Genomic DNA, 24,719 nt, shown 5'->3' on the forward strand with positions numbered 1-24,719 from the left:
ATTCGCTAAAGAAGGGGCCCTGTAGAACAGCCAGAAGGCGCGGACGCTACTGAGCGTCCGCGCCAAGTGACTCATGCAATCCACATGGATAGATGTGGCGTGACGAGGGCGGCAGGAATTATGCTGCGAAGTCCCATTCTTCAATGTTCCAGGTCAGGGGGTACTGGCCGGGCTTGGGCTTTACACCGGTCAGGTCGCTGTTGTAAGAAGTAACCGCGATGGACTGGAAGAGGGGCAGGCCATAGGCGTCCTTGAAGAGCTCACCGTCAGCTTCCTTCTTCAGTTCTTCAATGCGTGCCTGATCCAGGGTCACCATGATCTCGTCAGCGTTAGCGTTGACGATATCGTTGGAGTAGCTGGTGAAGTTGGAGGATGAACCTTCCTTGAAAATCTGGCCGAGGGATGAGTTGCCAATACCTGATGAAACCCAGCCGAAGATGGAGGCGTCGTAGCCGCCATCCTTACCGGTGGGCAGCAAGGATGACCACTGCTCGGTGCCTGCGTCTACCACGTCGAAGCCGGCCTTAGAAGCTGATTCCTGAATCATGGCGAAGGAGTTGACGCGGTTGGGGTTGGCAGTATTGTAGAGGATGCGCACGGTGGGGGTCTTGCCGCCCAGCAGTTCCTTAGCCTTCTCGATGTTGGCATCCATATCATCGCTCGGGTACATATCCGAGTTGTTCTTGGAGACGGCATCATCGTAGTTCTCGGTATCTGAGGCTACGTAGAGCTGAGAGTTGAGTACTTCAGCCTCGGGGTCCATGGGCTTGATGAGGCTATCCAGGATCTGCTGGCGGGGAACGGTCAGCAGGAAGGCTTCACGGACGTCCTTGTCTTCAAAGACACCGCCGGAAACCATGTTAAGATCCAGGTGATCGTAGGACTGGTCAGGCTGAACGGTGGTGGTGGTGTTCTCCAGATCCTGCAGCTGGGAGATAGTGTCAACCGATGCCTGAGGAGCTACAGCGTCAACTTCGCCATTCTTTAGGGCCTGAACCTGGGAGGAAGCGTCGCCATTGACACGAAGCACTACCTCACCAATGGCGGGCTTGGTGTCACCCTGGTAATTCTCGTTAGCGGTCAGAGTGATGGACTGGTTCTCGACAACATCGGTGACCAGGTAGGGGCCGTTGCCTACAGTCAGTGCCTCATTATCAGGCATGGTGGTGGTGTTGAAGCCGGTGTTCCATGCATCTGCAATCTTCTGCAGGTTTTCGTTCTCTTCACCGGGGGTAGCATTCTCGAGGGTTTCCACCAGGGTGTCCTCGTCCAGTCCAGCCAGTTCAGCTACGACGTGAGCGGGAGTGGTGATGTTGAAGGCACTCTCCCAGTCAGCGAAAGCCTTGGGGTAGGAGAAGGTGATGCTGCGGCCGTCTTCGCCCAGCTCAGGCATACCTGCTTCACCCAGACCGGCGGTTTCACCCGCGTAATCGAAGAAGGTGACGCCCTCTTCGCCCTCTCCGTTGAAGTAGCCTGAGTAAGCTGCCCAGGCAAGCAGGAGGTCGCCCTTATCGATGTCGTTACCGTCGGACCACTTCTGGTCATCGTTGACCTTGTAGTCGACCTTCATGCCTTCGCCCTCTTCGGTCATATCGTATGAACCGAACCAGTCGTTGTGGCGAATATCGAATTCATCAGTAATGCTGTAGAAGCCACGGGTGGTCATGGCGCTAATTATGCCGTTGGTGTCCGAGTTGCCTTCAGCGGTGTCAGTGTTCAATGACGAGAAGACGTTGGTAATAGCGATGGAAGCTGACTTTGATGAGTCGGCTGAAGAATCGCCGGAAGCTGATGAACCTGAATCGGTGCTAGCGCAGGCTGAGAGAGCCAGGGCTGCGACTGCTGAGAGGCTCAGAGCTGAAGTGATGCGGGTCTTACGCATGAGGTGTCTCCTTGGGTAAAGGGAATAAGGATGGTGGCTAGGGATACCCGCCCAACGGCATCCACCACGGACGACGGGCCACCTTTTGACCTACCGGGGTAGTGGTAAAGGTGTGGTGGGTAACACTTTTAGTTTCCTAAATCTTAGACCATAGTTTCCTGTGGAAAGTACAAAAATCGAAAATTCTCTTGAAAAACTTGATGTGTGTTTGTAAGGGGTGCGGGCCTTTCGGTGAACCCCCAGGTCAGAGCAGTTTTGGTACTCTCCAGCATTTAAAAAAACTTAACAGTAGCCTGTCGATATCATTATGTGGTATGGCTTCAGGGCTTATGACTTGAGCCAGCTGACAGGCTGTTGACCTGCGTATAGGCTGGTTTGCGTGTTTGTTCTCAAGACTTTTAAAGAGCTGACCCTCGAGGAGCTCAACGAGATATATCTGCTGCGTGGCCTGGTCTTTGTGGTGGGGCAAAAAATTACCGAAGAAAACGAGATTGACCGGGCCGACCGGCAAGCTCTGCACTTCTTTCACGCTAATGAGGCAGGTGAGGTGCTAGCCTATCTTCGCCTCTTTGACCTGGGCGTTTTTTCTGATGATTCCCACCCTCTTGATCCTGGTGCTTGGTCGATGGGGCGAGTGGCAGTTCACCCCGATGCTCGCGGCACAGGCTTGGGTAAAGAGCTGTTGGACGCCGCCATCGACTGGGTACGCGCCAACACTGATGCCCAGCGTATCTCCATCAGTGCGCAGGCCTATCTCAAGGACCGTTACTACGGAGCCGCAGGTTTCAAGCAGGTGGGGGAGGGCTACCTGGAGGCCGGGATTGACCACGTGCACATGGTGCTAGACCTTTAGATATAGATAGATAAGCTGTAACTCCATACAGAAAGGGGGGCCGCACCATAATGGTGCGGCCCCCTTCTTGTGCGGTAAACCTAAACAGTCGGTTTACTTGGTGGTGATCTTCAGCAGAGTATCACCCAGGGTAACCGGACCAGTTTCACCGGTGACGTCCTCAAACTTCACGGTGTTAGTGACCAGGATGGGGGTGACTAGCGGGTAACCTGCCTCGGTGATAACAGCGGGGTCAAAGGTCAGCAGCACATCGCCTGCGGCAACCTGCTGGCCCTTCTCAACCTTCACGTCAAAGCCCTTGCCGGCCAGGTTTACGGTGTCAATGCCAACGTGGATGAGCAGCTCGACACCGCTATCTAGCTTGAGACCAACAGCGTGACCCGATGACATGGTTGCGGTGACCTTACCTGCAGCAGGGGCTACCACGGTGTTACCGGTGGGCTCAATAGCGGCGCCCTTGCCCAGCTTGGCTGCGGCGAAGATGGGGTCGGGAACCTCAGACAGCGGAATAGCGCGGCCTTCAAGAGGAGCACCCAGAACGATTTCAGTTTCTGAATCGCTAGCCCAGGGAGCTGCGACAGCTGAAGTTGCGGCCCCGACAGTAGCAGCAGCGGCAGGCGCAGCAACAGAAGTGGCAGGAGTAGCTGCGGGAGCTACCGCAGACTCGGTGGTGTCAGTGGTTGAAACTGCTGCAGCACGGGCCGCATCAGACTCAGCGCGCTGGGTCTTTGACTCGTAACCGAAGACCAGCACACCAGCCATAGCACCGAAGAAGGCGATAGCAAGACCGATAGCGTAGTAGCCTGAGGGCTGCATAGCGGGGATGGAGAGCAGTGAGGTGAAAGCGAAAGCGTAGGACTTAACACCCAGTGCTGAGATGGTCGCACCACCGATGATAGCGGGGACCAGAATCAGGGGGAAGACGCGCTTGTAACGCAGAACCACACCGTAGAGGGAAGGCTCAGAGATACCGCCCAGCAGACCGGATGCGGCAGCACCGGTAGCGGTCTGGCGTAGTTCCTTGTTGTGCTTAGCGCGGATAGCAACACCGGTGACTAGGCCGAAGACTGCGAAGTTGTAGGCACCCATGGGGGACTGGATGAAGTCGGTGCCCATGGTCTGCAGGTTGTTGATCATGACGGCGTTTAGCGGCCAGTGTAGACCCAGGGGAACCATGAAGAGGTACAGGCCGGCGATCAGACCGCCGACGAGCCAGGGGGCTACCTCGTTGACGTTACCAATGACGTCCGAAATGCCCAGTGCGAAGCGGATGCCGATAGGGCCAACTACGAAAGCAGTCAGGGGAACCAGGATCATCACAGAAATCATGGGCACAAAGACCATGTGCAGCATGGTGGGAATGACCTTCTTGAGGAAGCGCTCAAGGGGAGCCAGCAGGGCAGCAGCGAAGAGCGGCGGGAAGATCTGACCGGTGTAGTTGAAGACGTAGAGCGGGATCTCTAGACCGAAGAAGGGAACCTGAACAACACCGTCAACGGCGATGTCCTGGAAGCCCTGGAAGGTGCCGGTCATCAGAGCAGCGGGGATAGCCGCACCAACCCACATGTTAGCGCCCAGACGCTTAGCAGCGGTTGCACCAATCATGATAGGCATGAACTGCAGAACTGAGAGGGAAGCTGCCAGCAGAATGAACCAGAAGGGGAAAGCAGCGCGCCACTCGTTAAGCATGGCAGCTGCAGCTTCGGGGTCTGACAGGCGGGGGCCGTTCACGATGTCAATGTTGACAATCTGGCCGGTGAGGTCGGTGTACTGACCGAAGAAACCAAACTGCTGCAAGAAGACGATCAGGGTAAGGATCATCGAGGTACCCAGCAGCGCCCAGAGGATGGGGCGGAAGGAGTCAGACAGGACATCAAAGACGCGGGTGAGGATGCCGGGCTTGTTGCCCTCATGCTCAGCGTTAGCGTCTACGGTGCCGCCACCTACATTGCTCATGCCGGGGAGCTTGAGCATCTCGTTGTAGACACCCTCAACCTTATCGCCCAGAACAACCTGGGTCTGGCCGGACTGCTCAATGATAGAAAGGACGCCGGGGGTCTTTTCGATCTTGGTCTTATCGATAGCCGCATTGGACTGAGGGGTAACACGCAGGCGTGTGGCGCAGTGTGTGAAGTGAGAGATGTTCTCGGGGCCGCCCAGGCCCTCGAGGATGCTCTCGCCAATCTGTGAGTTATTCACGGATCTTTCCTTCGTGTGAGGTGCGGGTTGCTACCGGCTGCCGCCTTCAACGGCAAAAGTGAGGCGGCTTTTTAACACCAAAAAGACCCGAGCTGTTTACTGACACCACCCCACAAGGGAGCAGAGCTATGCTCTTCATCTTGAACTTCGGTGCAGATACACCGGTGGCCTAAAGAGCTGTAAACAACCCAGGTCTTGCCTGCTTAACCAGTAACAATCCTGATGATTGAAATGAAGTTTTTCTGAGGTGTGAGCCTCATTCGCATAAAACGATACTCCGCTTATCTGCGGTGTGCAAGCCTAATTTTCGGGTGGAAAGAACGCCCAAGTGGCAGAGTAGGTGAATAGACCTGCTGGCAACCTGGTTCGATGTGACTAGTGTGTCTGAGCTCTATCTGCGGCGTCCACTGCTTCTGGGTGCTTGGCACGCAGCCATGTCCCGTGCAGACGCAGGTTGACCTCAAGTAGGAAGCAGCCCAGTGCAGCAGAAGCTAGCGTTGCCAGCAAATATGCCCCCTGAGGCATAGAGAACTGGTGGTACCAGAGCGAAGGGGGTAGCAAGAGAACTAGAGCCAGACCCGCGTACATTCCACCCACAATAACTAGCCCCACCAGCTTGAAGGGCCGCAGGACTGTGCTGATGTTGTAGATACCCATCAGCACCAGTGCAATGAAGGTCGCTGTTTGCAGGTGCACCGTGCTCTCGCCCTGGGCTCTGCCATAGCCATTGACGAAGACCAGCACGCAGGTAATTACCAGCGCTGCGGGCAGAGCGAAGTGTAGGGCGCGCTGCAAGAAGCCGCTGACGTAGTGGCGTTTGTTGGGCAACATGGTCAAGAGGAAGGCAGGCCCGCCCACAATGAGCAGATCGGCGGTGGAATACTGGCGGGGGAGGAAGGGGAAGTTCCAGCAGAGCAGACCCAGCGTAATGCCCAGAAGGATGGCGAAGGTGGTCTTAGTGAGGAAGAGATTGGTGACCCGCTCGATGTTGGCGATAATTTTGCGCCCCTCGGCAAGCACGCCCGGCAGGCGGTCAAACCTGCCATCCAATAGAATCAGGCGAGAAACTGCCTTGGTGGCAGGTGCGGCGTTGCCCATAGCTATGCCTAAATCAGCATGTTTCAAAGCCAGAGCATCATTTATGCCGTCACCCGTCATAGCAACGGTGCGTCCCTGGGCTTGCAGCGCCAGCACCATGTTCTTTTTTTGCTCGGGCGAGACCCTGCCAAAGACGCTGTGGCTTATCGTTGCTTGCACTAACTCTTCGCCGGTTTCGGGCAGCGTTGAGGCATCAACAGCGCCGGAGGCGACGTCCATGCCCGCTAGGCGAGCAGCCGCGGCCACGGTCTGTGGGTTGTCGCCGGAGAAAATCTTGAGATCAATGCCCTGCTCCCTAAAGTAGGCGAGGGTAGCGGGGGCCTCTGCGCGCACCTGCTCACGGAAGGTCACGAAAAGCTGGGGCTCTAGCTCAGATGGGAGTACCGAGCTTACCTTGCCGCTCTCGCGGGTTAAGGCGGGTGCATGGGCCAGCACCATAGTACGCAGGCCACTTGCGGCTAGGTGCTCAGCTGTTTGCCTAGACGGGTGCTTGACCGGAAGCAGAGCTTCTGGCGCCCCCAGTACCCAAGCGCCGGTATCTGCGAACTCCACAGCTGAAAAGCGAAGGGCAGAGGAAAAGGGCAGGACGCCGGTTGCTACACGTGCAGATACTTGTTCAAAAGCTGGGTGTAGGGCAGCAGCGGTGGGGTTTGCGTTCTCATCAGCGCCAAACCAGGCTAGAGCACCCTGCCAACCCGTCACCGCGGCGGGGATATCGGAGCCTTGCCCCTTTGACGCAAGCCGGGGGCCGCCGCCCTCACCCGCTGCAACGTCAAGCGGTAGAACGCTGTTGAAGGCAACACCGCCCTCGGTTAGTGTTCCAGTCTTGTCAAAGCAGACGGTATCTACGCGGGCCAGCATCTCAACGGCAGGCTGCTCCTGAATGAGCACCTTGGTCTGAGCCAGTTTGACTGACGCTACCGCAAAAGAAATGGTGGTCATCAGTGCCAACCCCTGTGGGATCATGGCAGCCACCGATGAAACAGCGGTAATCAAAGCCCCACGCCAGGCGCCGGTTTCTAGAGCAAAAGCCCAACCCCCGGCGGCAACCATCTGGCCGTTGAGCACAATAGCGATGATGGGCACTAGGGCAAAGGTAATCCACTTAACCACTCGCTCCATACCGGCTCGTAGCTCGGAGTGAATCAGGCTAAACTGGCGGGCTTCAGCGGTAATTTTTGCGGCGCGGGACGCCGAGCCCACCGCCGTGAGCCGCACCCTGCCTGAGCCGCCAATCACCGAGGACGCTGAGAGCACGGCGTCCCCCGGCTGCTTAGCTACCGGGTCGCTCTCACCGGTCAGCAGAGATTCATCGAGATCAAGGCCGTCACTGCTGAGGACCGTGGCATCGGCGGGCACCTGATCGCCCCTGGTGAGCAGGACTAGATCATCAAGTACCAGCTGATCAAGAGCCACCTGCTGCACCTGGCCGTTGCGCACCGCCTTGAGTGGATCGCGGTTGAGCAGAGCAATCTTATCCAGCTGGCGCTTGGCAGAAAACTCCTGCACAAAACCAATAATGACGTTGGCAATAGCGGCCAACAAGAAGAGGGTGTCGAGCCAACTGCCCACCATAATCACTGCCAGCCCGCACAGCCCCAGTACGAGGTTGAACATGGTGAAGAGGTGAGACCTAACAATGGTGGCGGTACTGCGCGAGGTTGCCGTGTTCTGGGTATTTGCCAGCCCGGCGTCCATTCGTTCGGCAACCTGCTGATCGGTCAGCCCACCGATCTCAAGGACGCTGTCTGGAAGGGTACTCACATTCACGCGGTGGGTAGGCGCGGCGGGCGTCATAAAGGCTCCTGGGGCAGAGGGACGAGGCAACAAGTGCCATACCCTACTAGCCTAGCGCGATAGAAACGTAGGGCACCTCAGCCGAGAGTATGAATTCTGCCCTGCTCACCCCGTCCTGGGATAGAGACCGGCCCATAAAATTATCGGCCGCTCCATCGTGTGAAGCCCTGCCAGCATTTTGATGGACCAGAGGCTGGTGAGATGAGGGAAGGACGCCTGCCCTAGCTTTCAAAGCGGGGGCGGGCGTCCTTATGCCGGGTAGCTAGCGGCTAGCTGGGGGCAACCTCGCCGAAGTGGCGGGCTAGGGTGCCCTCGTGGGCTTCGCGCAGCTCGTCCAGGTCAATGTCAGCCTCGCCCTGGATTGCCAGAGCGTTGGACTCAGCGTCCACTACGCCAATGCGGGCAAAGGGGTAGTTGCGGGCGGTGCACATGTCCTTGAAACGAACCTCTTCGCTACGGGGAACAGAAACAACAACGCGGCCCAGGGACTCTGAGAAGAGCAGGGTGAAGGTGTCCACGCCGTCGCGCTCAGCGACCTCACCCAGACCCACACGGGCACCGACGCCAAAGCGCAGGCAACCCTCAACCAGGGCAGCCGCCAGGCCACCGGCAGAAACATCGTGGGCAGCATCAATCATGCCGTCACGGCTCATGTTCACCAGCATGTCGCCCAGCAGCTTCTCAGCAGCCAGATCAACCTTGGGGGGCAGACCGCCCAGGTGGCCCTTGTAGCGGGCCCACTCGGAGCCGTCCAACTCGTCACCGGTGGTGCCCAGCAGGTAGAGAGCCTGACCATCGTGCTCAGGAGCCCAACCGGAGGGAGTGCGGCGGGTGACGTCGTCCATCACACCCATCATGGCAACCACGGGAGTGGGGTTAATAGCCTTGCCACCGGTCTGGTTGTAGAGGGAGACGTTACCGCCGGTCACAGGCACGCCCAGTTCCATACAGCCATCGGCGATGCCGCGTACAGCCTCAGCGAACTGCCACATGACATCCGGGTCCTCGGGGGAACCAAAGTTCAGGCAGTCAGAGACAGCCACGGGGCGGGCACCCACGGTAGCCACGTTGCGGTAGGCCTCCGCCAGGGACGCCTTCGCACCCTCGTAGGGGTCCAGCCTGGTGAAACGGGGGTTAGAGTCGGTGGCCAGAGCAACGCCCAGGCCGGTCTCTTCATCCACGCGAATCACGCCAGAATCATCGGGCATAGACAGGGCAGTGTTGCCCTGAACGTAGCGGTCGTACTGGTTAGTGATCCAGGACTTGGAGCACATGTTGGGGGCAGCCATGAAAGCCTTGATGGCCTCGCCCAGCTCAGCACCGGTGGGGCGGGCGTCGTCCGCACTAGAACCGATGAACTTGTCGGCCTGCAACTCGTCCTGCCAGGCAGGGCGGGCGTAGGGGCGCTCGTAGGTGGGGCCATCGTGGGCAACAGTCTTGGGGTCAACATCAACGATGATTTCACCCTCCCACTCGATGGTGAGGCGGCCACTGCCGGTCACTTCGCCGAGCACGGAGTACTCAACGTCCCACTTTTCCATGATTTCTTCGAAACGATTCAGGTTGGCGGGGGTCACCACAGCCATCATGCGTTCCTGAGATTCTGACATGAGGATTTCGCCCGGGGTCAGGGTGGGATCACGCAACAGAACCTTGGTGAGGTCAACGTGCATACCGCCGTCACCGTTGGACGCCAGTTCGCTGGTTGCACAGGAAATGCCCGCTGCGCCGAGGTCCTGAATACCCTCAACAACTGAGCCCTTGAAGAGTTCCAGGCAGCACTCGATGAGCACCTTCTCAGCGAAGGGGTCGCCCACCTGAACGGCGGGGCGCTTAGAGGGCTTGGTGTCGTCGAAGGACTCTGATGCCAGAACTGAAGCACCGCCAATGCCGTCGCCACCGGTGCGGGCGCCGAAGAGAATGACCTTGTTGCCGGTGCCCGAAGCGTTAGCGGTGCGGATGTCCTCGTGGCGCATAATGCCAACAGCCAGGGCGTTCACTAGGGGATTGGCCTGGTAACACTCGTCGAACTCAACTTCGCCGCCGATGTTGGGCAGGCCCAGGGAGTTGCCGTAGCCGCCCACACCGGAAACAACGCCGGGCAGGACGCGGGCGGTGTCCGGATGGTCGATGGCGCCAAAGCGCAGGGGGTCCATGACGGCCACGGGGCGTGCACCCATGGAGATAATGTCACGCACAATGCCGCCCACACCGGTTGCTGCACCTTGGTAGGGCTCAACGTAGGAAGGGTGGTTGTGGGACTCAATCTTGAAGGTAACGGCCCAGCCGTTGCCGATATTAGTGACGCCGGCGTTCTCGCCGATGCCCACCATCAGGTCCTTCTTCATCTCGTCGGTGACCTTGGCACCGAACTGCTTGAGGTGAACCTTGGAGGACTTGTAGGAGCAGTGCTCCGACCACATGACCGAGTACATGGCTAGTTCAGCGGCGGTGGGGCGGCGCCCTAGGATCTTCTTGACGTCCTCGAACTCGTTTTCCTTGAGTCCCAGCTCAGCCCAGGGCAGCTCGGTATCGGGGGTTGCCGCGGCGTGCTCAACGGTGTCGAGGTTAAACTTCTTTTCGCTCATTAGTACATAAATCCTTTAGAAACCAGCGCTTAGGCGCCCACGAGCTTGTTGAGAACAGAGGTGAAGACGCCCAGACCGTCTGCGCCACCCCGCAGGCCAACGGTGCCAAAACCTGAGGACGAGGGGCCGAAGCACGGCTCCACAGCATGCTCGGGGTGGGGCATGAGACCAACGACGTTGCCGCGCTCATTTGAGATTCCGGCAATATCGTTGCGCGACCCGTTGGGGTTTACGTCAACATAGCGGAAGACCACACGGTTCTCAGCTTCAAGCACTTCAAGGGTTTTGGCATCGGCGACGTATTGGCCGTCCTGGTTCTTCAGGGGCACCACGATGTCCTGCCCAGCCTCAAAATCACTGGTCCAGAAGGTCTGGTTGTTCTCAATGCGCAGGGTCTGATCACGGCAGATGAACTTGCGGTGATCGTTCTTAATCATGGAGCCGGGCAGCAGGTGGGTTTCGGTCAGAATCTGGAAACCGTTGCAGATACCCAGCACGGGCAGGGGGTTTTCGCTTGCCTGAGCGGCCTCTACTACCTTGCTCATGACTGCTGCCTTGGCGGCAATAGCGCCGGCACGCAGGTAATCTCCATACGAAAAACCGCCGGGAACAATGACGGCATCTACATCGTGTAGGTTCGCTTCATCGTGCCACAGCGGTACGGGGGTGCCACCGGCTAGGCGGACGGCGCGGCTTGCGTCACGGTCATCCAGAGTGCCGGGGAAGGTGATAACACCGACGCGCACACCTGCTAGAGCGTTATCGGGGGTGTCTTGTGAGAAGTCCCCCACCAGGGGCACTTCGTGAGCTGCGAGTGACTCTGCCATATGTCTTAGTCCTCCAGAGCTTCGACGTTAACAACGTCTTCAATCACGGGGTTAGAGAGCAGTTCTTCAGCGGCCTGACGTGCCTGAGCCAAAAGCTCCTCGGTCACTGCGCCCTCAACGGTGAGCTCAAAACGCTTGCCCTGGCGGACGTCGGTGAAGTTCGACAATCCGATGCGGGGGAGCTCGTTCGCAATAGCCTTACCCTGGGGGTCTAGGATTTCGGGCTTGAGCATAACATCAACAACAATACGGGCCATGAATGGGCACTCCTCGGGTGCTGGAATCTATATAGAGCCGGATTCTATTTTACCGGGTTAGGGCACCGCGTGGGCCAAAGTGAGACGGTGGGGCGCGGGGCTTTTCTGGGCTCGGTTTGATGGGTGCTACGCCTAAACATCCGACTTGTCCGGCTATAACCATTAAATTTTTCAAAAACCCTAGAGGTAGGACATCCCATGTTGTACGCTGATTGACAACACCTATGGTTCACATCACTTAAATGATGGTTTATCGCTGGTCACTAGCTTCATATATAGGAGATTTCATGCGTAAAAAACTAGCCCCCTTCCTGACCGTCCCTACACTTGCCGCTACAGCACTGGCGGGTATGCTCCCGGCGCAGGCTTTGACCGCTCCAGTGCTTGGCCCTGCAGGTAAGCCCGGCCAGTATTCTGAACAGAACATTGCCGGTCAGCTGTTTGGGGATTCCTCAAATTATCGCATTCCCGCCCTCGCCGATTTAGGGGATGGGATCGTCCTTGCTGCCTGGGATGGGCGTCCTTTTAATGCCGCTGACTCGCCCAACCCCAACTCTATCGTCATGCGCCGCTCAACGGACTACGGGCAGACCTGGTCCGATATCTACTACATAGCCCAAGGCCAGCTAGCCCAACCTGGCATTCAGAAATACGGCTACTCTGACCCTTCTTTCGTAGTCGATAGCGAAGCCGGTAAAGTGTTCGCTTTCTTCGTCTATTCGAAGGACCAGGGCTTCCAGGGGGGTGAATACGGCAACGACATTGAAAATGACCGGAACATCATCGGTGCGGTCGTCACCGAGTCAACCGATGGAGGGATCACCTGGAGCGAACCGCGAGACATTACCCCTATCGTCAAACCTGGAACCAGCAAAACCAACCCCCAGCCCGGTGACGTTAAAAGTACATTTGCAACATCGGGTGAGGGCATTCAGCTGAAGTACGGTGAGCACGCCGGACGCCTGGTTCAGCAGTTCGCAGGAAAAGTCAGGACGGAGAGCGGGCAGGAAGTTATCAAAGCCTACTCTGTTTACTCCGATGACCACGGCCAAACCTGGCAGCGGGGTGACTTTGTGGGCAGTGCCATGGACGAAAACAAGACCGTTGAACTCTCGGACGGACGTCTTTTGCTCAACTCCCGCGACAGCGGCAACTCTGGCTACCGCAAGGTCGCTATCAGTGAGGACGGCGGCCAAACTTGGGGCCCGGTAACCCTCGATACTGAGCTGCCTGATCCCACTAACAATGCCTCAATTTTCCGTATGTACCCCAATGCCCCCCAAGGGAGCGACGAGGCTAAAAAACTAATCTTTACTAACTCCAATAACAACGCCAACCACAACCGTGTAAATCTTTCAGCTCGAGTCTCCTGCGACAACGGTGAAACCTGGCCAGGTCTGCGTCAAATCAATCCCGGTTTCTCTGCCTATTCATCGGGTACTGCCCTATCTAATGGCAAGTTCGGTGTGCTGTATGAGGCCAGCTACGCTACCGATATCCGTTTCGGCACATTCGACGAGGCATGGCTTAATATGGTCTGTGCTCCCCTGAGCGCTCAGCCGGTCACCGTTACTGCGGGGCAGGGTGTAGATGTTCCTGTCACCATCACCAACCAGGAATCTACCGCTATTAGTGGGCGAATTACCCTGGCGGATACCGGCTACTTCAGCGGCGGCCAGACCGAAGAAATTACCCTCCAGCCCGGAGAAACCCAAACTGTCAACGTCCGCCTTGACGCAGCGACAAGTGCCCGAACCGGCAATGTCGACGCTGTCTTTACAGCTGCTGACGGAAAGCAGTCCCGCTTTACCTTCCGCACCACAGTTGAAGGTACGAGCGCAGTTTTCGGGGCCCAGATTCATTCCGCTTCGGCAGCTACCCGTGATGTCGCAAATCAGCCCTACTCCGTAGGAGAGAAAATCCGTTACACTTTCTCTGTCACTAGTACATCGGACGAAACCGTAGCTGTAGTGCCTACCGCCGGAAACCTTGATACCGGCTTCTTTATCACCGGAACCCCGAACTGCCGTTATAGCCGCCTAGCCGCTGGCACCTCTTACACATGCACTACCGCTGAACACACTGTGACTCAGGAAGATATAGACCGTGGCTACTTCGTGCCCACAATGAGCTTTAGCGTCACCTCCGTTGCAGATAGCTCTCGGACGGTCAGCATGAGCCACACTGGTGCGCCTGTGAAGGTCCGCGATGTTGATTTGACCCCAACTCTGACGGTTACAGGTGAGGCTACCAGCCAGCCTAAGGAAGAGTATGTGGAAGGTGATCTCATCAACTATAGCTTCACCGTCGCAAATACTTCGCCCTTTACTGTGACCTCGACTCCCACTGCTGGCAACTTTGAACGCGGCTTCTTTAGCGACGGCATCCCTAACTGCCGTTGGCGCAACCTGGCGGCGGGGGCGTCCTACACTTGCACCTCAGCCCAGCACACTGTTACTGCTGAGGACCTTGAGCGACGCTACTTCGAACCCCGTGCAACCTTCACCGCTACAAGCTCGCTCGATGGCAGTGAACAGGAATACGAGTTCGTGGGAGAAAGAATTAATCTTCCCGTAGCTCCGGCAGCGGAACCCACCCCTGCCCCGAGTGAGGAGCCTGCTCCCGAACTCGAGCCTAGCGAAGAGCCCGTCGTTCCTACTCCGGAGCCCGAACCCAGCGAAGAACCTGAAGCCACCGATTTTGTCTTTACTGACGTCAAGCCGAGCCACGCCAACTACACCGCAATTCAGTGGGCTGCGCGTAACGGGATCATCCAGGTCTCAGAGTCGGGGGCATACCAGCCTCGCGCTAACGTAAAACGAGGCGAGCTGGCGTCCTACTTGTTCAGGCATGAGGCCCCGGAAAACTACGTCGCTCCTCGAGTATCTCCCTTCAAGGATGTACCTGTAAGCCATAAGTACTACCGCGAAATTGCATGGGCCAGCGAAAGGGGGCTCATGCCGGGGTCTGCGACGGGTACCTTCCGTCCGTCCAGCAATGCTGAGCGGGAAGACCTCGCGATTGCTCTCTTCAATCTTGTAGGCCCTAGCGACTATATTGCGCCTGCGCAGTCTCCCTACAAGGACGTACTGACTCGTAGATCGTCTTATCGGGCGATTGCTTGGTTAGCTGAGCAAGGCGGCGATACAGGCAAGACTTTCCGCCCCAATGCGCCCCTGAAGCGGGATGCTGCCGCCGCCCTGCTGTACGCAAGCATCCGCTAAAACATAGAGTCGTCGTTTCCTGGGTCCCGTGCCCCGCTGTCTTGAGATGGTGGGGCGCGGGGCTTTTCTACGGCGTCTGGTTGTGGCGAGCGTGCGTTATATCGCTGAGCGTGCACCCAGCAACCGCACGCTCGGCGATATGGCGCACGCTCGCCCCTTAGATTGTGCCCATTGCTGGAGCGCGCCGACTGTACCTAGTCTTTGGGGGTGGCGAGTTCCTGCGCGGTTTGCAGGTTAGCAAGAGCCAGAGTCTTGTTGGTGCGGGCAAGGGCCAGGGCTGAGATGGTGAGGGCAACCAGGGTGCGGGCTTGGTCGTCCGCTTCGTCCTCGGTGAGGTGTGGACGCGCCCTGCCCACCCCTGCGCGGAAAGCAGCAAGTAGCTCGTCGTAGTAGCCGCTGATGGCTGCTCTGACCACCGGGTCGGTGCCCACTGGGGCGTTGGCTGCCGCTATGAGCAGGCAGCCGGGGTGGCTACCGGCAGAGTTAATAGAGTTGGCCAGGGTTGCAAAGTAGTCGTTGAGGGCATCGGGCTTCGCGTCTTTGCTGGTGATGGGGGCAAGGAGCGGGCGGACGCTTTCTGCCAGGTAGTTCTCTACCGCTGCGTCAAAAAGTCCCTTTTTGGACTCGAAGGCGTGGTAGAGGCTGGAGCGCTTGAGACCGGTTGCCTGTTCAAGGTCGGGGATTGAGGTTGCCTCGTAGCCCCGATCCCAGAAGACGCTGCGGGCTGCCCTGACGGCGTCCGCTCGGTCGAAAGTCGCTGTGCGCCCCATGGTGTGCCTCGTTTCATGGCTAAAAAAATTGTGTACTGACCATTCTAGTATATATTAGAATAAGCGTTACAAAAAACCTATGAAAGGATTTTCCCATGACTATCGCCGGTATCATCGCCCTACTGCTCGCCGTCGCCCTACACGTTTTTATCTTCTACCTCGAATCCTTCGCCTGGACCACCCGAGCCCTGCCCGTTTTCGGCATGAGCCGTGAATCAGCCGAACAGACCAAGGAAATGGCTTACAACCAGGGTTTCTATAATCTCTTCCTCGGTATTATTGCCGCCCTCGGTGCAGTCTTCTACTGGGCAGGTTCTACACAGGTCGGCCTAGCCCTGGCCCTAGCAGGTACCGGTTCCATGCTGGCCGCAGCGGCCGTCCTTTTCATCACCTCACCCGACAAGCGGAGCGCCGCCATCAAGCAGGGCACCTTCCCCCTGCTGGCCGTCATCCTGCTCTTTCTCGGTGCATTCCTCTAAAGCACTAGCCCTTACCCCGCTAGAGATAGCCTAGAATGGCTACCTATGCGAACCTCTGCCTCAGTTGCCTGGCTCTACCCCCTAGCCCGCCGCCTGCATTTCTATGCGGGTATTCTGGTGGCCCCCCTTCATCGCGGTAGCAGCAGCCTCGGGCGCCCTCTATGCCCTAGCTCCTCAGATTGAGAAAATAGCCTACAGCCATGTACTCACAGTAGAGGCTACAGAGACTCGCCTTGCCCTTGATGAACAGGTGGCTTTGGCCAATAACTATGTGGGGCAGGAGCTGCCGGTAGCCGTCCGCCCGGCTGTCGCCCCCGGCACCACCACCCGCGTCATGTACGCCGACGAAACCCTGGGCGAATCAACCACCCGCGCCGTCTTTCTTGACCCCGGTACCGGGCAGATACTGGGTGACTACCCGGTGTACGGTTCCAGCGGCTCTTTACCCTTCCGTACCTAGGTCAGCGGTCTGCACCGTAACCTCCACCTGGGTGAGGGTGGGCGCCTCTACAGCGAATTGGCTGCCTCTTGGCTCTGAGTGATTGCGGTCAGCGGCCTGGTGCTGTGGGCTGTGCGTGCTCATAGGTTGAGCAGAAAAAAGGACGCCTTCCTACCGCGCCGCGGGCTCCGCGGCTATCTGCGCACCCTCTCCCGCCACAGTGCGGTAGGCTTCTGGTTAGCAGCTGGCCTGCTCTTTCTCTCAGCCACAGGCCTGACCTGGTCTCAGTATGCCGGAGCCAACGTGAGTGAACTGCGTGCGGCACTGAGTTGGACCACCCCGGCTGTCAGCACCTCTCTGACCGGGGCGACAACAGATTCTTCGGGTTCAGCCGACCATGCCGACCATGCTTCCCCTGCTGCTGAACGCTCCACTGACCTACCCAATGCCCTGCCTGTGATTTCCTTTGCCAAGGTGCTCAGCGCCGCCCGGGCCATCAATATCGATTCCGTGAACCTGGAAATACGCTCTAGCCAAGACCCAAACACAGCCTGGGTGGTTCAAGAAACCCAACGTTTCTACCCTACCCAGGTCGATTCCGTAGCCATAGACCCCTATGCTTACACCGCCATCGACCGCACCGACTTTGCCGCTTACCCCCTAGCAGCCAAACTAACCCGCTGGGGAATCGACCTGCACATGGGCACCCATTTTGGGTTGGCCAACCAGCTGGCACTTTTTGTCCTGGCTCTTGCGACCCTAGCCCTCTGCGCCTGGGGCTACCTGATGTGGTGGCAGCGGCGTCCGCGCGGTACCCAAACCTGGGGTAGTGTGCCGCCGCTGACGTCCTTAGCACAGGTGCCCCTACCCGCCTGGTTCCTACTGGTTATCGCTGCCGTGGCGGTCGGAGTCTTTCTGCCCCTGCTGGGGGCGAGTCTGCTGGTTTTTACCATCTGCGACCTCCTGATCTACAGCCTACGCCGCAAAGCATAGCGCCCCTGTGCTACTCCTTCACAAGGGGAGAGAAGAACGTGATTACTCGGCAGGCAGGTAGCCTAGTTCACGGGCTAGGTCTGCCGTCATCTCGTTTTCTCAATCTCAGGTTCCTGCTGCTCATAGGGCGAAATGCCGGGGGCAGAGGACTGGGCCTGGAACTTTTGAGGGTCATCAGGTCATTCGGGGCGCGGGTCGGAGTTAGTGCCTGGCATGTAGTCCATCTCTACGAAGAGGTCTTTGTAGTGGGGGTCGGCGCCAAGAGCAGGGAAATTAATATCGATGACACCATCACCATCAGCGTCATAGCCGTTGATTTCCCAAGCGTCAGGGATTTTATCGCCGTCGGTGTCGTAGGTGGCAGCTGACGCAGTTGGAAGGGCGAGGCCTGTAAAGGCCAGAGCAGCCAGGGTGCTCAGGGCTGCAAATTTTCTGGGGGACAACATGGGTTGGGAGTCCATCTTTTTGTGGGTTGATATGGGGAAATGCACTTGGGAAGTGCTTTTGCGAGTATAACACTCACGATGTGGCTCCATGGTGGTGATGTGGCGCAAGAGAAGCTACGTAAAGTTTCGTAATCTCAATCTTCGTGTCACAGCAAACACCCCACAAACCCTAGTGAAGTGTCCCCAATATGGTCGAAATTTTTAAGAAACTTTGTGGCTTCATATGGTGTACTGCCGGGGAGTAGGTCAATACTCACCGCAGTGGCTCTTAGGATAGGAATTCACGCCATCGCACCCTACTGGAAGCCTATAATGACGCACCCCGAAGCCAACCCCAACATCAGCCGCAGAACTCTTGCCCGCACCGCAGCATGGGCTGCCCCGGCCGTTCTTGTAGCAACTCAGGTTCCCGCTTATGCAGCCTCCGCCTCGGTGCCAACCACCCAGTCCAGACCCCTTATTGAGCCGGTGGGCGCGAATGAGGCAGAAGCCCCTGATCTCAACGAAATTGCTTTTGCTTTCTGGTTCACCCCACCGGTTGATGAAAAGACCGGAACAGATTTAGGCGGCAGCACCGTTTTGAAGGCGGGCGCTGTCTTCACAATGGAAATTGAACTTACTTACCTTGAGGGTGAGCCGGTGGTAGCTCCAAGCAACTGGCAAAGCGGGGCCAACTTTACTTACGGACCCTTTGGAAGCCCCGGTGTAGCCGGTTCTCTCTTCAACGCGGGCAACGTTTCAGCAACCATGAGCGAAGGCACCGTAAACGGCCAAACCTGGCACGGCACCGCTACTTTCACCACGATGGCTGATATTACAACTACTGGCCAGACCTCAGCAGAAGGCTCCCAGATTTTCTTCCCGCAGGTCCCTCTAGACATTGCCATCCCCACCGTAGACCACGGCTTTATGAAGCTGCGGGCAGAGTCGGGCACCTTCGTGCTGCAACCTGCCACCGGTGAACCTACAGAAATGGCTTTGCCCTACCGCATCTTCCTGGCACCCATCGATAGCCAACCCCTTCCCGCCCCCGAAGAGCCGGAAGAAAACGCCGATGCCCCTGCTCAGCCTGCCGATGCCCCTGAAGAGGCGGCTGAACCGGTGGTCGCCCCTGCCGAAGCTGAACCTGCCGCTCAGCCCGAGGGCTAATAAAGCTTCTTAAAACCCTGGAGGGAATCGCGCGATTCAGTGGTGCGGTTCTTCAGGACGGCGGCAAAGCGCTCCACCTCTTCAGGAGTGAACCACAGACCGGGCTTACCCTCCACGGGGGTGAGCCCGCCTTCTTCTACCCAGCTCAGCACCGAGTACTCGTTAACACCCAGCTGCTGGGCTACCTGCATGATATTTAGTTCGGTCATGGGTTTCTCCTTTTCCTAGAATGATGGCGGTGAGGGCTCCCGGGTCTAGACCGCTTGGTGGTCTGCAGGGGCTGGCAGCGCGGCATCCAGCTGAGCAAGGAGCCGCTGGCGCAGCTTCACCGATCTTGCAGCAAAGGCACGCTGGGAGCGGGTGTAAGCCAGCTTGCCCTCGGCGGTTTCAATCCTGACCGGCTCGTAGCCCCAGCTCTGAAGATCGTAGGGTGCTGCTTTCATATCTAGCTCCCGTATCTCCCAGGCCAGGTCAAAGCAGTCCATCAGAAGCTCTGAGCTGATGAGCGGCAGGAGCTTGTAGGCCCACTTATAGACATCCATGTTGGCGTGTAGGCAGGCAGGTTGCTCCATGTCACGCTGGGTTTCGCGGGTAGGTTGCAGCTCGTTGAGGGGGCGTGCCTGCGGCATGAAGAAACGGAAGGCGTCAAAGTGGGTACAGCGAATATTGTGGCTCTCAACCACCTCATCGGTGCCGTCGGCTCCCAGACGCAAGTCAAGGTAGTCGTGGCGAATATTGTTCTCCACCGACTTGTAGGCCATGGCCCATTCGTGCAGACCAAAGCAACCGAAGAAGCCAGGCTGGGCGGCTGTTTTGCCCAGGATGATGCGGGTGAAGTCAACGGCCGAGGCGCGCTGAATGGCGAAGGCGTCAATATCAACGGTCATTGCTGTGCCCTCTCTGGCGAGGCGAGCTGCCTCGCCCGCATCTAACCCACCGGCGAGCAACTCGTCCTCGGTGGCAGGGCGGTAGAACTTCCAGTCTGCGCGACTGGCGGCGTCCAGCAGGATGACGCCGACGCCCGGGTGCCAGCGCATGAACTGGCCGGGCTTGAGGGTGTAGTAGGTGAAGAGGAAGTCTTCAACGGGGTGGGCTTGGCCGCGCTCGCGGCGGCGTGCGAAGGGTAGGGCGTAGCGGCCGGAGCGTTCTTCATGGGCGCGCGCGAGTGCGCGCCAATCGTCCGGGGCAAGGAGGGTGAGGGGCATGGGGTCTATTCTAGTGGGCAAAAGCCGGGCCCCGGGCCAGCAGCACTGTGCTGCCAGCCCGGGGTCCGAGCGTCCTCGCGGACGAACCTAGTTACCCCCGTGGTGGGGTTGGTTATTCATCATGAGTAGTAAGTCGTACTGCCCATATGACAAGAGTGCAAGCGGTTAAAGCGATGCTGAGTAGACCAAATTGAAGGGCAAGAACTCCTGCGCCGATGTAAGCTTCGCTGTTAATGTGTGCGATAAATGCGCACATAGCTGTGAAAATATATGTAGTAAAGCATAGAATTGCTAGAGTTTTCGGTATTTTGCTCAGTTTAAATAATTTTATCATGAGGAATCGCCGGAGCCTTTGTAGTGTGGTCGCCCAAATGTTCTTACCGCCCAGTAATAAACACTCGATTCATTAAGGCAGCTTATATTTTTGCTAGAATGTGGTGAATATAGAAAATTGCATATAGAGCGCATTGAGCTATAGAAGTTATTGTCACACTCTGCGCGTGATCGCCTAAAATTATACTGTGCGGAATAACATTAGTCATGAGTGTTGCACGCTGGGAGAAATGTTTGTTTGTATGATGACCAGGATCGGGGATCTGAGCATCCATTGGGAACGTAGTTTGATGCTGGGGTAAGGCTATTTTCTTCTAATATATAATTCTGTGTGAAAAACTCTTCAAAATTTTTTACCTCTTGACTGGTATACCCTGCATAGGAGGCTGCTTCAATAAACTTGGAGTATGAATATGGGTCGGGAAAGTTTGAAGTATGGGATGGGCTGGAGAGTTGAGGTTCTTTGGTGAACGCAACAGCACTAGAAGGTGCGAGTATGGTTAGGGTAAATGTTATTGCTAACAGGGCAGTTGCTGTAATATTTCTTACTCCGTGCATTGGTATACTCCTTTAGTGCTTGACCAGCCGGTTGGCTGAATTTGGGGTTAAAGAAGATATGATGTGCAGCAATAATATATTGGTCTATATGTTCCCGACAAGTCTTTGGGCGAAAAATATAGAAAATTTTTTTATAAGCCCTTGAAATGGGCAAAAGCCGGGCCCCGGGCCAGCAGCGTGGTGCTGCCAGCCCGGGGCCCGAGCGTCCTCGCGGACAAACCTAGTTCAAGACCTAGCGGCCGGTACCGCCATAAACGGTGGCTTCCTGCTCGGCGTCCAGCCCGAAAGCGGTGTGTACGGCGCGCACAGCCTCATCGAGGTTATCGATATCGGTGATGACCGAGATGCGGATCTCGGAGGTTGAAATCATCTCAATGTTCACCCCTGCCTCACGCAGGGCATCAAAGAAGGTGAAGGACACACCGGGGTTAGCCTTCATCCCCGCGCCCACCAGGGAGAGCTTGCCGATGGAATCGTTGTACTTGATCTCTTCAAAACCAAGTTCAGCCTTGTGTTTGGTCAGCACCTCAACGGCCTTACCGCCCTGCGCCTGGTCACAGGTGAAGGAAATGTCGGTGACATCGTCGCGGTCGGTGGAAACGTTCTGCACAATCATGTCCAGGTTGACGTGAGCCTCGTTGAGCAGCCCAAAGACCTTAGCCGCCGAACCGGGCACATCGGGAACACCAACAACGGTGACCTTAGCCTGGCTACGGTCATGGGTAACACCAGAAATCAGGGGCTGTTCCAAGGGGATCTCCTTTAGGTTTTCAAACTCAAATTCTTCGGGGTTATCGGGGATAACGATGGTGCCCTCATTCTGAGAGAAGGACGAGCGCACATGCAGTTTCAGGTTGAAACGGCGGGCGTATTCTACGGAGCGCAGGTGCAAAATCTTAGCGCCGTTAGCTGCAAGCTCAAGCATCTCTTCACTGGTGACAGTGTCTAGTTTACGGGCTGCAGGGACTACACGAGGGTCAGCCGAGTAGACGCCGTCCACGTCGGTGTAGATTTCGCAGACATCAGCGTTCATGGCGGCAGCCAGGGCGACAGCGGTGGTGTCTGATCCACCACGGCCAAGGGTGGTGATGTCCCCGGTCTGGCGGTTCATGCCTTGGAAACCGGCAACAATAGCGATGTTGCCTTCAGCAATGGAGGTTTGGATGCGGTTGGGGTTGACCTCAACCAGGCGTGCAGAGCCGTGCACACCGTCAGTAATCATGCCAGCCTGTGAGCCGGTGAAGGACTGCGCTTTAGCGCCCAGGGAGTTCACTGCCATTGCCAGCACTGACATGGAGATGCGCTCACCGGCGGTCAGCAACATGTCGAGTTCGCGGGAGGGGCCGGGCGCACTGCCGGTCACTTCCTCCGCCAAATCTAGGAGCTCATCGGTGGTGTCACCCATCGCCGATACGACCACAACGACGTCATTGCCAGCCTTCTGGGTGTCCACGATGCGGCGGGCTACGCGTTTAATGCCGTCTGCATCCGCGACAGAAGACCCACCAAACTTTTGGACAATCAGGCTCATTGAACTTCTCCAATACCGTTGTGATACTTACCGGCTGATTTCCCGGTTTAGTCAATGGTACGTGCGGGAGCCTTTTATGAACTATTTTTGCTCACATGACGGTAATGCTACGCACGTGACGGCAGATGACGCCTCAAACGCGTCAGCATGGGTAACGCCTCATGAGTATGGGGTAATCCCCCTGCCGGTGAGGGGTTACCCATGCTAGAGCGGGCGGACGCCGGCACGCACCAGCTCAGCTCGTAGAAGGTTGGGCTGACGCAGCAGCTCATCCCAGGTGGTTCGCACTACTCGCCACCCATCTCGAGTGAGCTCCTTCTGCCTAAAGTTTTCATAGCGTAGTTCCTCATCGGTGGGGCGGTATCCGCCGTAATACTTCACCATGCCATCTACCTCCAGAATCAGCCGCAGATGTTGCCAGTGAAAGTCCGGGCGGTAGATGTAACCGTTTGAGGTGCGCAAAGTTATCTGCTGCTCGGGCTGTTCAAGGCCCATGGCCCGTATCCTATACACCGCAAGTGACTCCGCCGGGCTCTCAGACTTTCCGCTCATACACTCCAACAGAGTGCGGGCGGTGCGTGCACCTCGGACGCCTGACAGCGCCCCAAGCTGCGGCGCGGCGTCCTCTACGGTGCACAGCCCCAACCGAACCAAACTATCTGCCACCACCAGTGCATCAAGTGCGGGTAGCGTTACCGCGCAGTCAATAATGGTTTGTATCGGGTCGGTTACCGGTAAGCCAGCGACCACCCGTGCCCGTTCGCAGACCTGACGCCTGGAAGCATGGCGGATGGTGCCGCTCGGGGTGTTTCTGCTTCTTCCCGGGGTGGAAATTGAAACCCGCCGGGGAACCTTCAGGAGTGCAGCACCCCATAGCAGTGCGGCCGAGTCATGGCTGAAAACAGCGCTAGGAATGGTGCGGTGGGCCGCGATATGCCCCACTACTGCCCGTTCTTCAAATCTCAAAGCCTTGAGGTGAGAGGTATCGACGTAGATGCCCTTACGCAGCCTTGTGTATTGCCCTGCTTGTACCCGGCGGTAGAGAGTAGCTTCACTAACGCCTTCGAGGGCGAAGGCTTCTTTGTCTTTGACAAGAGTGGTTAGTTCTTCAAGGTTCATGCGCTAACCATGGCATATCTTAGGGGTTTCTGCAGGTGAGCCCCATAAATCTGGGGATAACCCTCCAGTATTACGGTTGAGCGCTTGCCGGTGAACGAACCTGTGGATAAGAGCGTCCTCAGGTTAGCATGGGCAACGCCTCACGAGCATGGGGTAATCCCCCTGCTGGTGAGGGGTTACCCATGCTGATATGAACACAGGCTTCTCGGTCAGGACGGCGGGTGCTTGCCCGAGCGCGGAACATGGGCTACCTTGTAGAACAGGCGGGCCCCACCGCCTCGCGCCCGGTTTGGAGCCCTAGCCTCCCGCCGAACGGCGCCAAGGGATTAGTCATCTCTGGGGCTGATACTGGTTTTCCGACTGGAGAAGCAGGCTAGGGGTGTAGAAAAGTCGATGTACCAATGACTCAGAATAAGAACTTCAAAACCCTGGTGCGCGCCCGCATGGCAGAAACCGGGCTGAACTACACGGCCGCCCGGGCGCTCGTCCTCACCGAGAAAGCTGAACAGGCGCAGGCCGCAGAAACCGAACACCGCACTGTAGTGGGCCGGTTTTTCAAGGACGGCGCGCTCACCAGCTTTCCCGCTAAACGCAAGGCGAGGGCGCACGTGCTGCTCTACCTGGTTAACTACTTTGACCCCGGGGTGGAGTACAGCGAGAAGCAGATTAATGAAACTCTGAAGGGCCTCTGGCCCGATTTTGCTTACCTGCGCCGCGAACTGGTGGACTACGGCTACCTGAAGCGTAACGACCTGACCGGGGTGTACTGGCTGACCGAGGTAGCCCCGGACCGCTGGGAAACCGTGCTGCACGCCGAAGCTCCGGAATGGGAAAGCATCTGGCTACCCGCCTACCTGAACGGGGACGTCCCGCGTTTTACGCTCAACCAACGGGGGTAAGCCCCGTGAGTCTTAGACAACGAATATTGACTAACCGTGCACAGGGCTCAGCGGAAGGAGACACTACGGCTCT

At 57.4% G+C, this 24,719-nt stretch carries 17 protein-coding genes and 1 pseudogene; 6 read left to right on the plus strand and 12 right to left on the minus strand.

Translation table 11 applies throughout. The annotated features are described in order from the left end of the window. Window positions 1-118 precede the first annotated feature (118 nt). Window positions 119-1,882 (minus strand): ABC transporter family substrate-binding protein, encoded by a 1,764-nt coding sequence (locus L6990_RS06560; RefSeq protein ID WP_237203279.1) that lies wholly within the window; start codon window positions 1,880-1,882, stop codon window positions 119-121. A gap of 379 nt (window positions 1,883-2,261) precedes the next feature. Here L6990_RS06560 and L6990_RS06565 point away from each other — a divergent pair, with 379 nt between their 5' ends. Next, on the plus strand, window positions 2,262-2,735 hold the full coding sequence (locus L6990_RS06565) for a GNAT family N-acetyltransferase (RefSeq protein ID WP_237203280.1): 474 nt from the start codon (window positions 2,262-2,264) through the stop codon (window positions 2,733-2,735). Window positions 2,736-2,828: 93 nt separating this feature from the next. Here the strand turns inward: L6990_RS06565 and L6990_RS06570 are convergent, their stop codons facing one another. From L6990_RS06570 to purS, 5 genes are all read right to left on the minus strand, one after another. Continuing rightward, window positions 2,829-4,934 carry a glucose PTS transporter subunit IIA gene (locus L6990_RS06570; protein WP_237203281.1) on the minus strand — a complete coding sequence of 702 codons (2,106 nt, stop codon included), beginning with the start codon at window positions 4,932-4,934 and terminating at the stop codon, window positions 2,829-2,831. A gap of 375 nt (window positions 4,935-5,309) precedes the next feature. Continuing rightward, on the minus strand, window positions 5,310-7,829 hold the full coding sequence (locus L6990_RS06575) for an HAD-IC family P-type ATPase (protein ID WP_237203282.1): 2,520 nt from the start codon (window positions 7,827-7,829) through the stop codon (window positions 5,310-5,312). Between the two features lie 269 nt (window positions 7,830-8,098). Next, window positions 8,099-10,417 (minus strand): phosphoribosylformylglycinamidine synthase subunit PurL, encoded by a 2,319-nt coding sequence (purL, locus tag L6990_RS06580; RefSeq protein WP_237203283.1) that lies wholly within the window; start codon window positions 10,415-10,417, stop codon window positions 8,099-8,101. A 29-nt stretch (window positions 10,418-10,446) separates the two neighbouring features. Then, complete coding sequence (gene purQ, locus L6990_RS06585) at window positions 10,447-11,244, minus strand: phosphoribosylformylglycinamidine synthase subunit PurQ (protein WP_237203284.1); 798 nt, start codon at window positions 11,242-11,244, stop codon at window positions 10,447-10,449. A 5-nt stretch (window positions 11,245-11,249) separates the two neighbouring features. Next, window positions 11,250-11,501, minus strand: coding sequence for a phosphoribosylformylglycinamidine synthase subunit PurS (gene purS / locus L6990_RS06590; protein ID WP_237203285.1), 252 nt, complete (start codon window positions 11,499-11,501; stop codon window positions 11,250-11,252). Between the two features lie 287 nt (window positions 11,502-11,788). Between purS and L6990_RS06595 the strand changes: the two genes are divergently transcribed. Continuing rightward, complete coding sequence (locus L6990_RS06595) at window positions 11,789-14,725, plus strand: S-layer homology domain-containing protein (protein ID WP_237203286.1); 2,937 nt, start codon at window positions 11,789-11,791, stop codon at window positions 14,723-14,725. Between the two features lie 194 nt (window positions 14,726-14,919). On the opposite strand, the gene L6990_RS06600 is transcribed toward L6990_RS06595, so the two are convergent. Continuing rightward, a complete protein-coding gene (locus L6990_RS06600) occupies window positions 14,920-15,495 on the minus strand; it encodes a TetR/AcrR family transcriptional regulator (protein ID WP_237203287.1) in 576 nt (191 codons plus the stop codon). A 95-nt stretch (window positions 15,496-15,590) separates the two neighbouring features. On the opposite strand from L6990_RS06600, the gene L6990_RS06605 reads away from it, so the two are divergent. After that, on the plus strand, window positions 15,591-15,974 hold the full coding sequence (locus L6990_RS06605) for a DUF1304 domain-containing protein (RefSeq protein WP_237203288.1): 384 nt from the start codon (window positions 15,591-15,593) through the stop codon (window positions 15,972-15,974). A gap of 103 nt (window positions 15,975-16,077) precedes the next feature. Next, window positions 16,078-17,406, plus strand: a pseudogene (locus L6990_RS06610) (PepSY-associated TM helix domain-containing protein). A 179-nt stretch (window positions 17,407-17,585) separates the two neighbouring features. On the opposite strand, the gene L6990_RS06615 reads toward L6990_RS06610, so the two are convergent. Continuing rightward, window positions 17,586-17,852 (minus strand): hypothetical protein, encoded by a 267-nt coding sequence (locus tag L6990_RS06615; protein ID WP_237203289.1) that lies wholly within the window; start codon window positions 17,850-17,852, stop codon window positions 17,586-17,588. Window positions 17,853-18,164: 312 nt separating this feature from the next. Between L6990_RS06615 and L6990_RS06620 the strand changes: the two genes are divergently transcribed. After that, window positions 18,165-19,001, plus strand: coding sequence for a hypothetical protein (locus L6990_RS06620; protein ID WP_237203290.1), 837 nt, complete (start codon window positions 18,165-18,167; stop codon window positions 18,999-19,001). Here the strand turns inward: L6990_RS06620 and L6990_RS06625 are convergent. From L6990_RS06625 to L6990_RS06640, 4 genes are all read right to left on the minus strand, one after another. After that, window positions 18,998-19,210, minus strand: a complete 213-nt coding sequence (locus L6990_RS06625; RefSeq protein ID WP_237203291.1) for a MerR family transcriptional regulator — start codon at window positions 19,208-19,210, stop codon at window positions 18,998-19,000. The two genes, L6990_RS06620 and L6990_RS06625, sit on opposite strands and share 4 nt — an antisense overlap. Before the next feature lie 45 nt (window positions 19,211-19,255). Continuing rightward, window positions 19,256-20,206 carry a 3-methyladenine DNA glycosylase gene (locus L6990_RS06630; RefSeq protein WP_237203292.1) on the minus strand — a complete coding sequence of 317 codons (951 nt, stop codon included), beginning with the start codon at window positions 20,204-20,206 and terminating at the stop codon, window positions 19,256-19,258. Window positions 20,207-21,329: 1,123 nt separating this feature from the next. Next, window positions 21,330-22,628, minus strand: coding sequence for an aspartate kinase (locus L6990_RS06635; RefSeq protein ID WP_237203293.1), 1,299 nt, complete (start codon window positions 22,626-22,628; stop codon window positions 21,330-21,332). A 204-nt stretch (window positions 22,629-22,832) separates the two neighbouring features. After that, window positions 22,833-23,747, minus strand: a complete 915-nt coding sequence (locus L6990_RS06640) for a type IV toxin-antitoxin system AbiEi family antitoxin domain-containing protein (protein ID WP_237203294.1) — start codon at window positions 23,745-23,747, stop codon at window positions 22,833-22,835. A gap of 401 nt (window positions 23,748-24,148) precedes the next feature. Here L6990_RS06640 and L6990_RS06645 point away from each other — a divergent pair, with 401 nt between their 5' ends. Next, complete coding sequence (locus L6990_RS06645; protein ID WP_237203295.1) at window positions 24,149-24,646, plus strand: DUF2087 domain-containing protein; 498 nt, start codon at window positions 24,149-24,151, stop codon at window positions 24,644-24,646. Window positions 24,647-24,719: the final 73 nt, after the last annotated feature.

Source organism: Rothia endophytica, assembly GCF_928381505.1.
GTDB lineage: Bacteria > Actinomycetota > Actinomycetes > Actinomycetales > Micrococcaceae > Rothia > Rothia endophytica_A.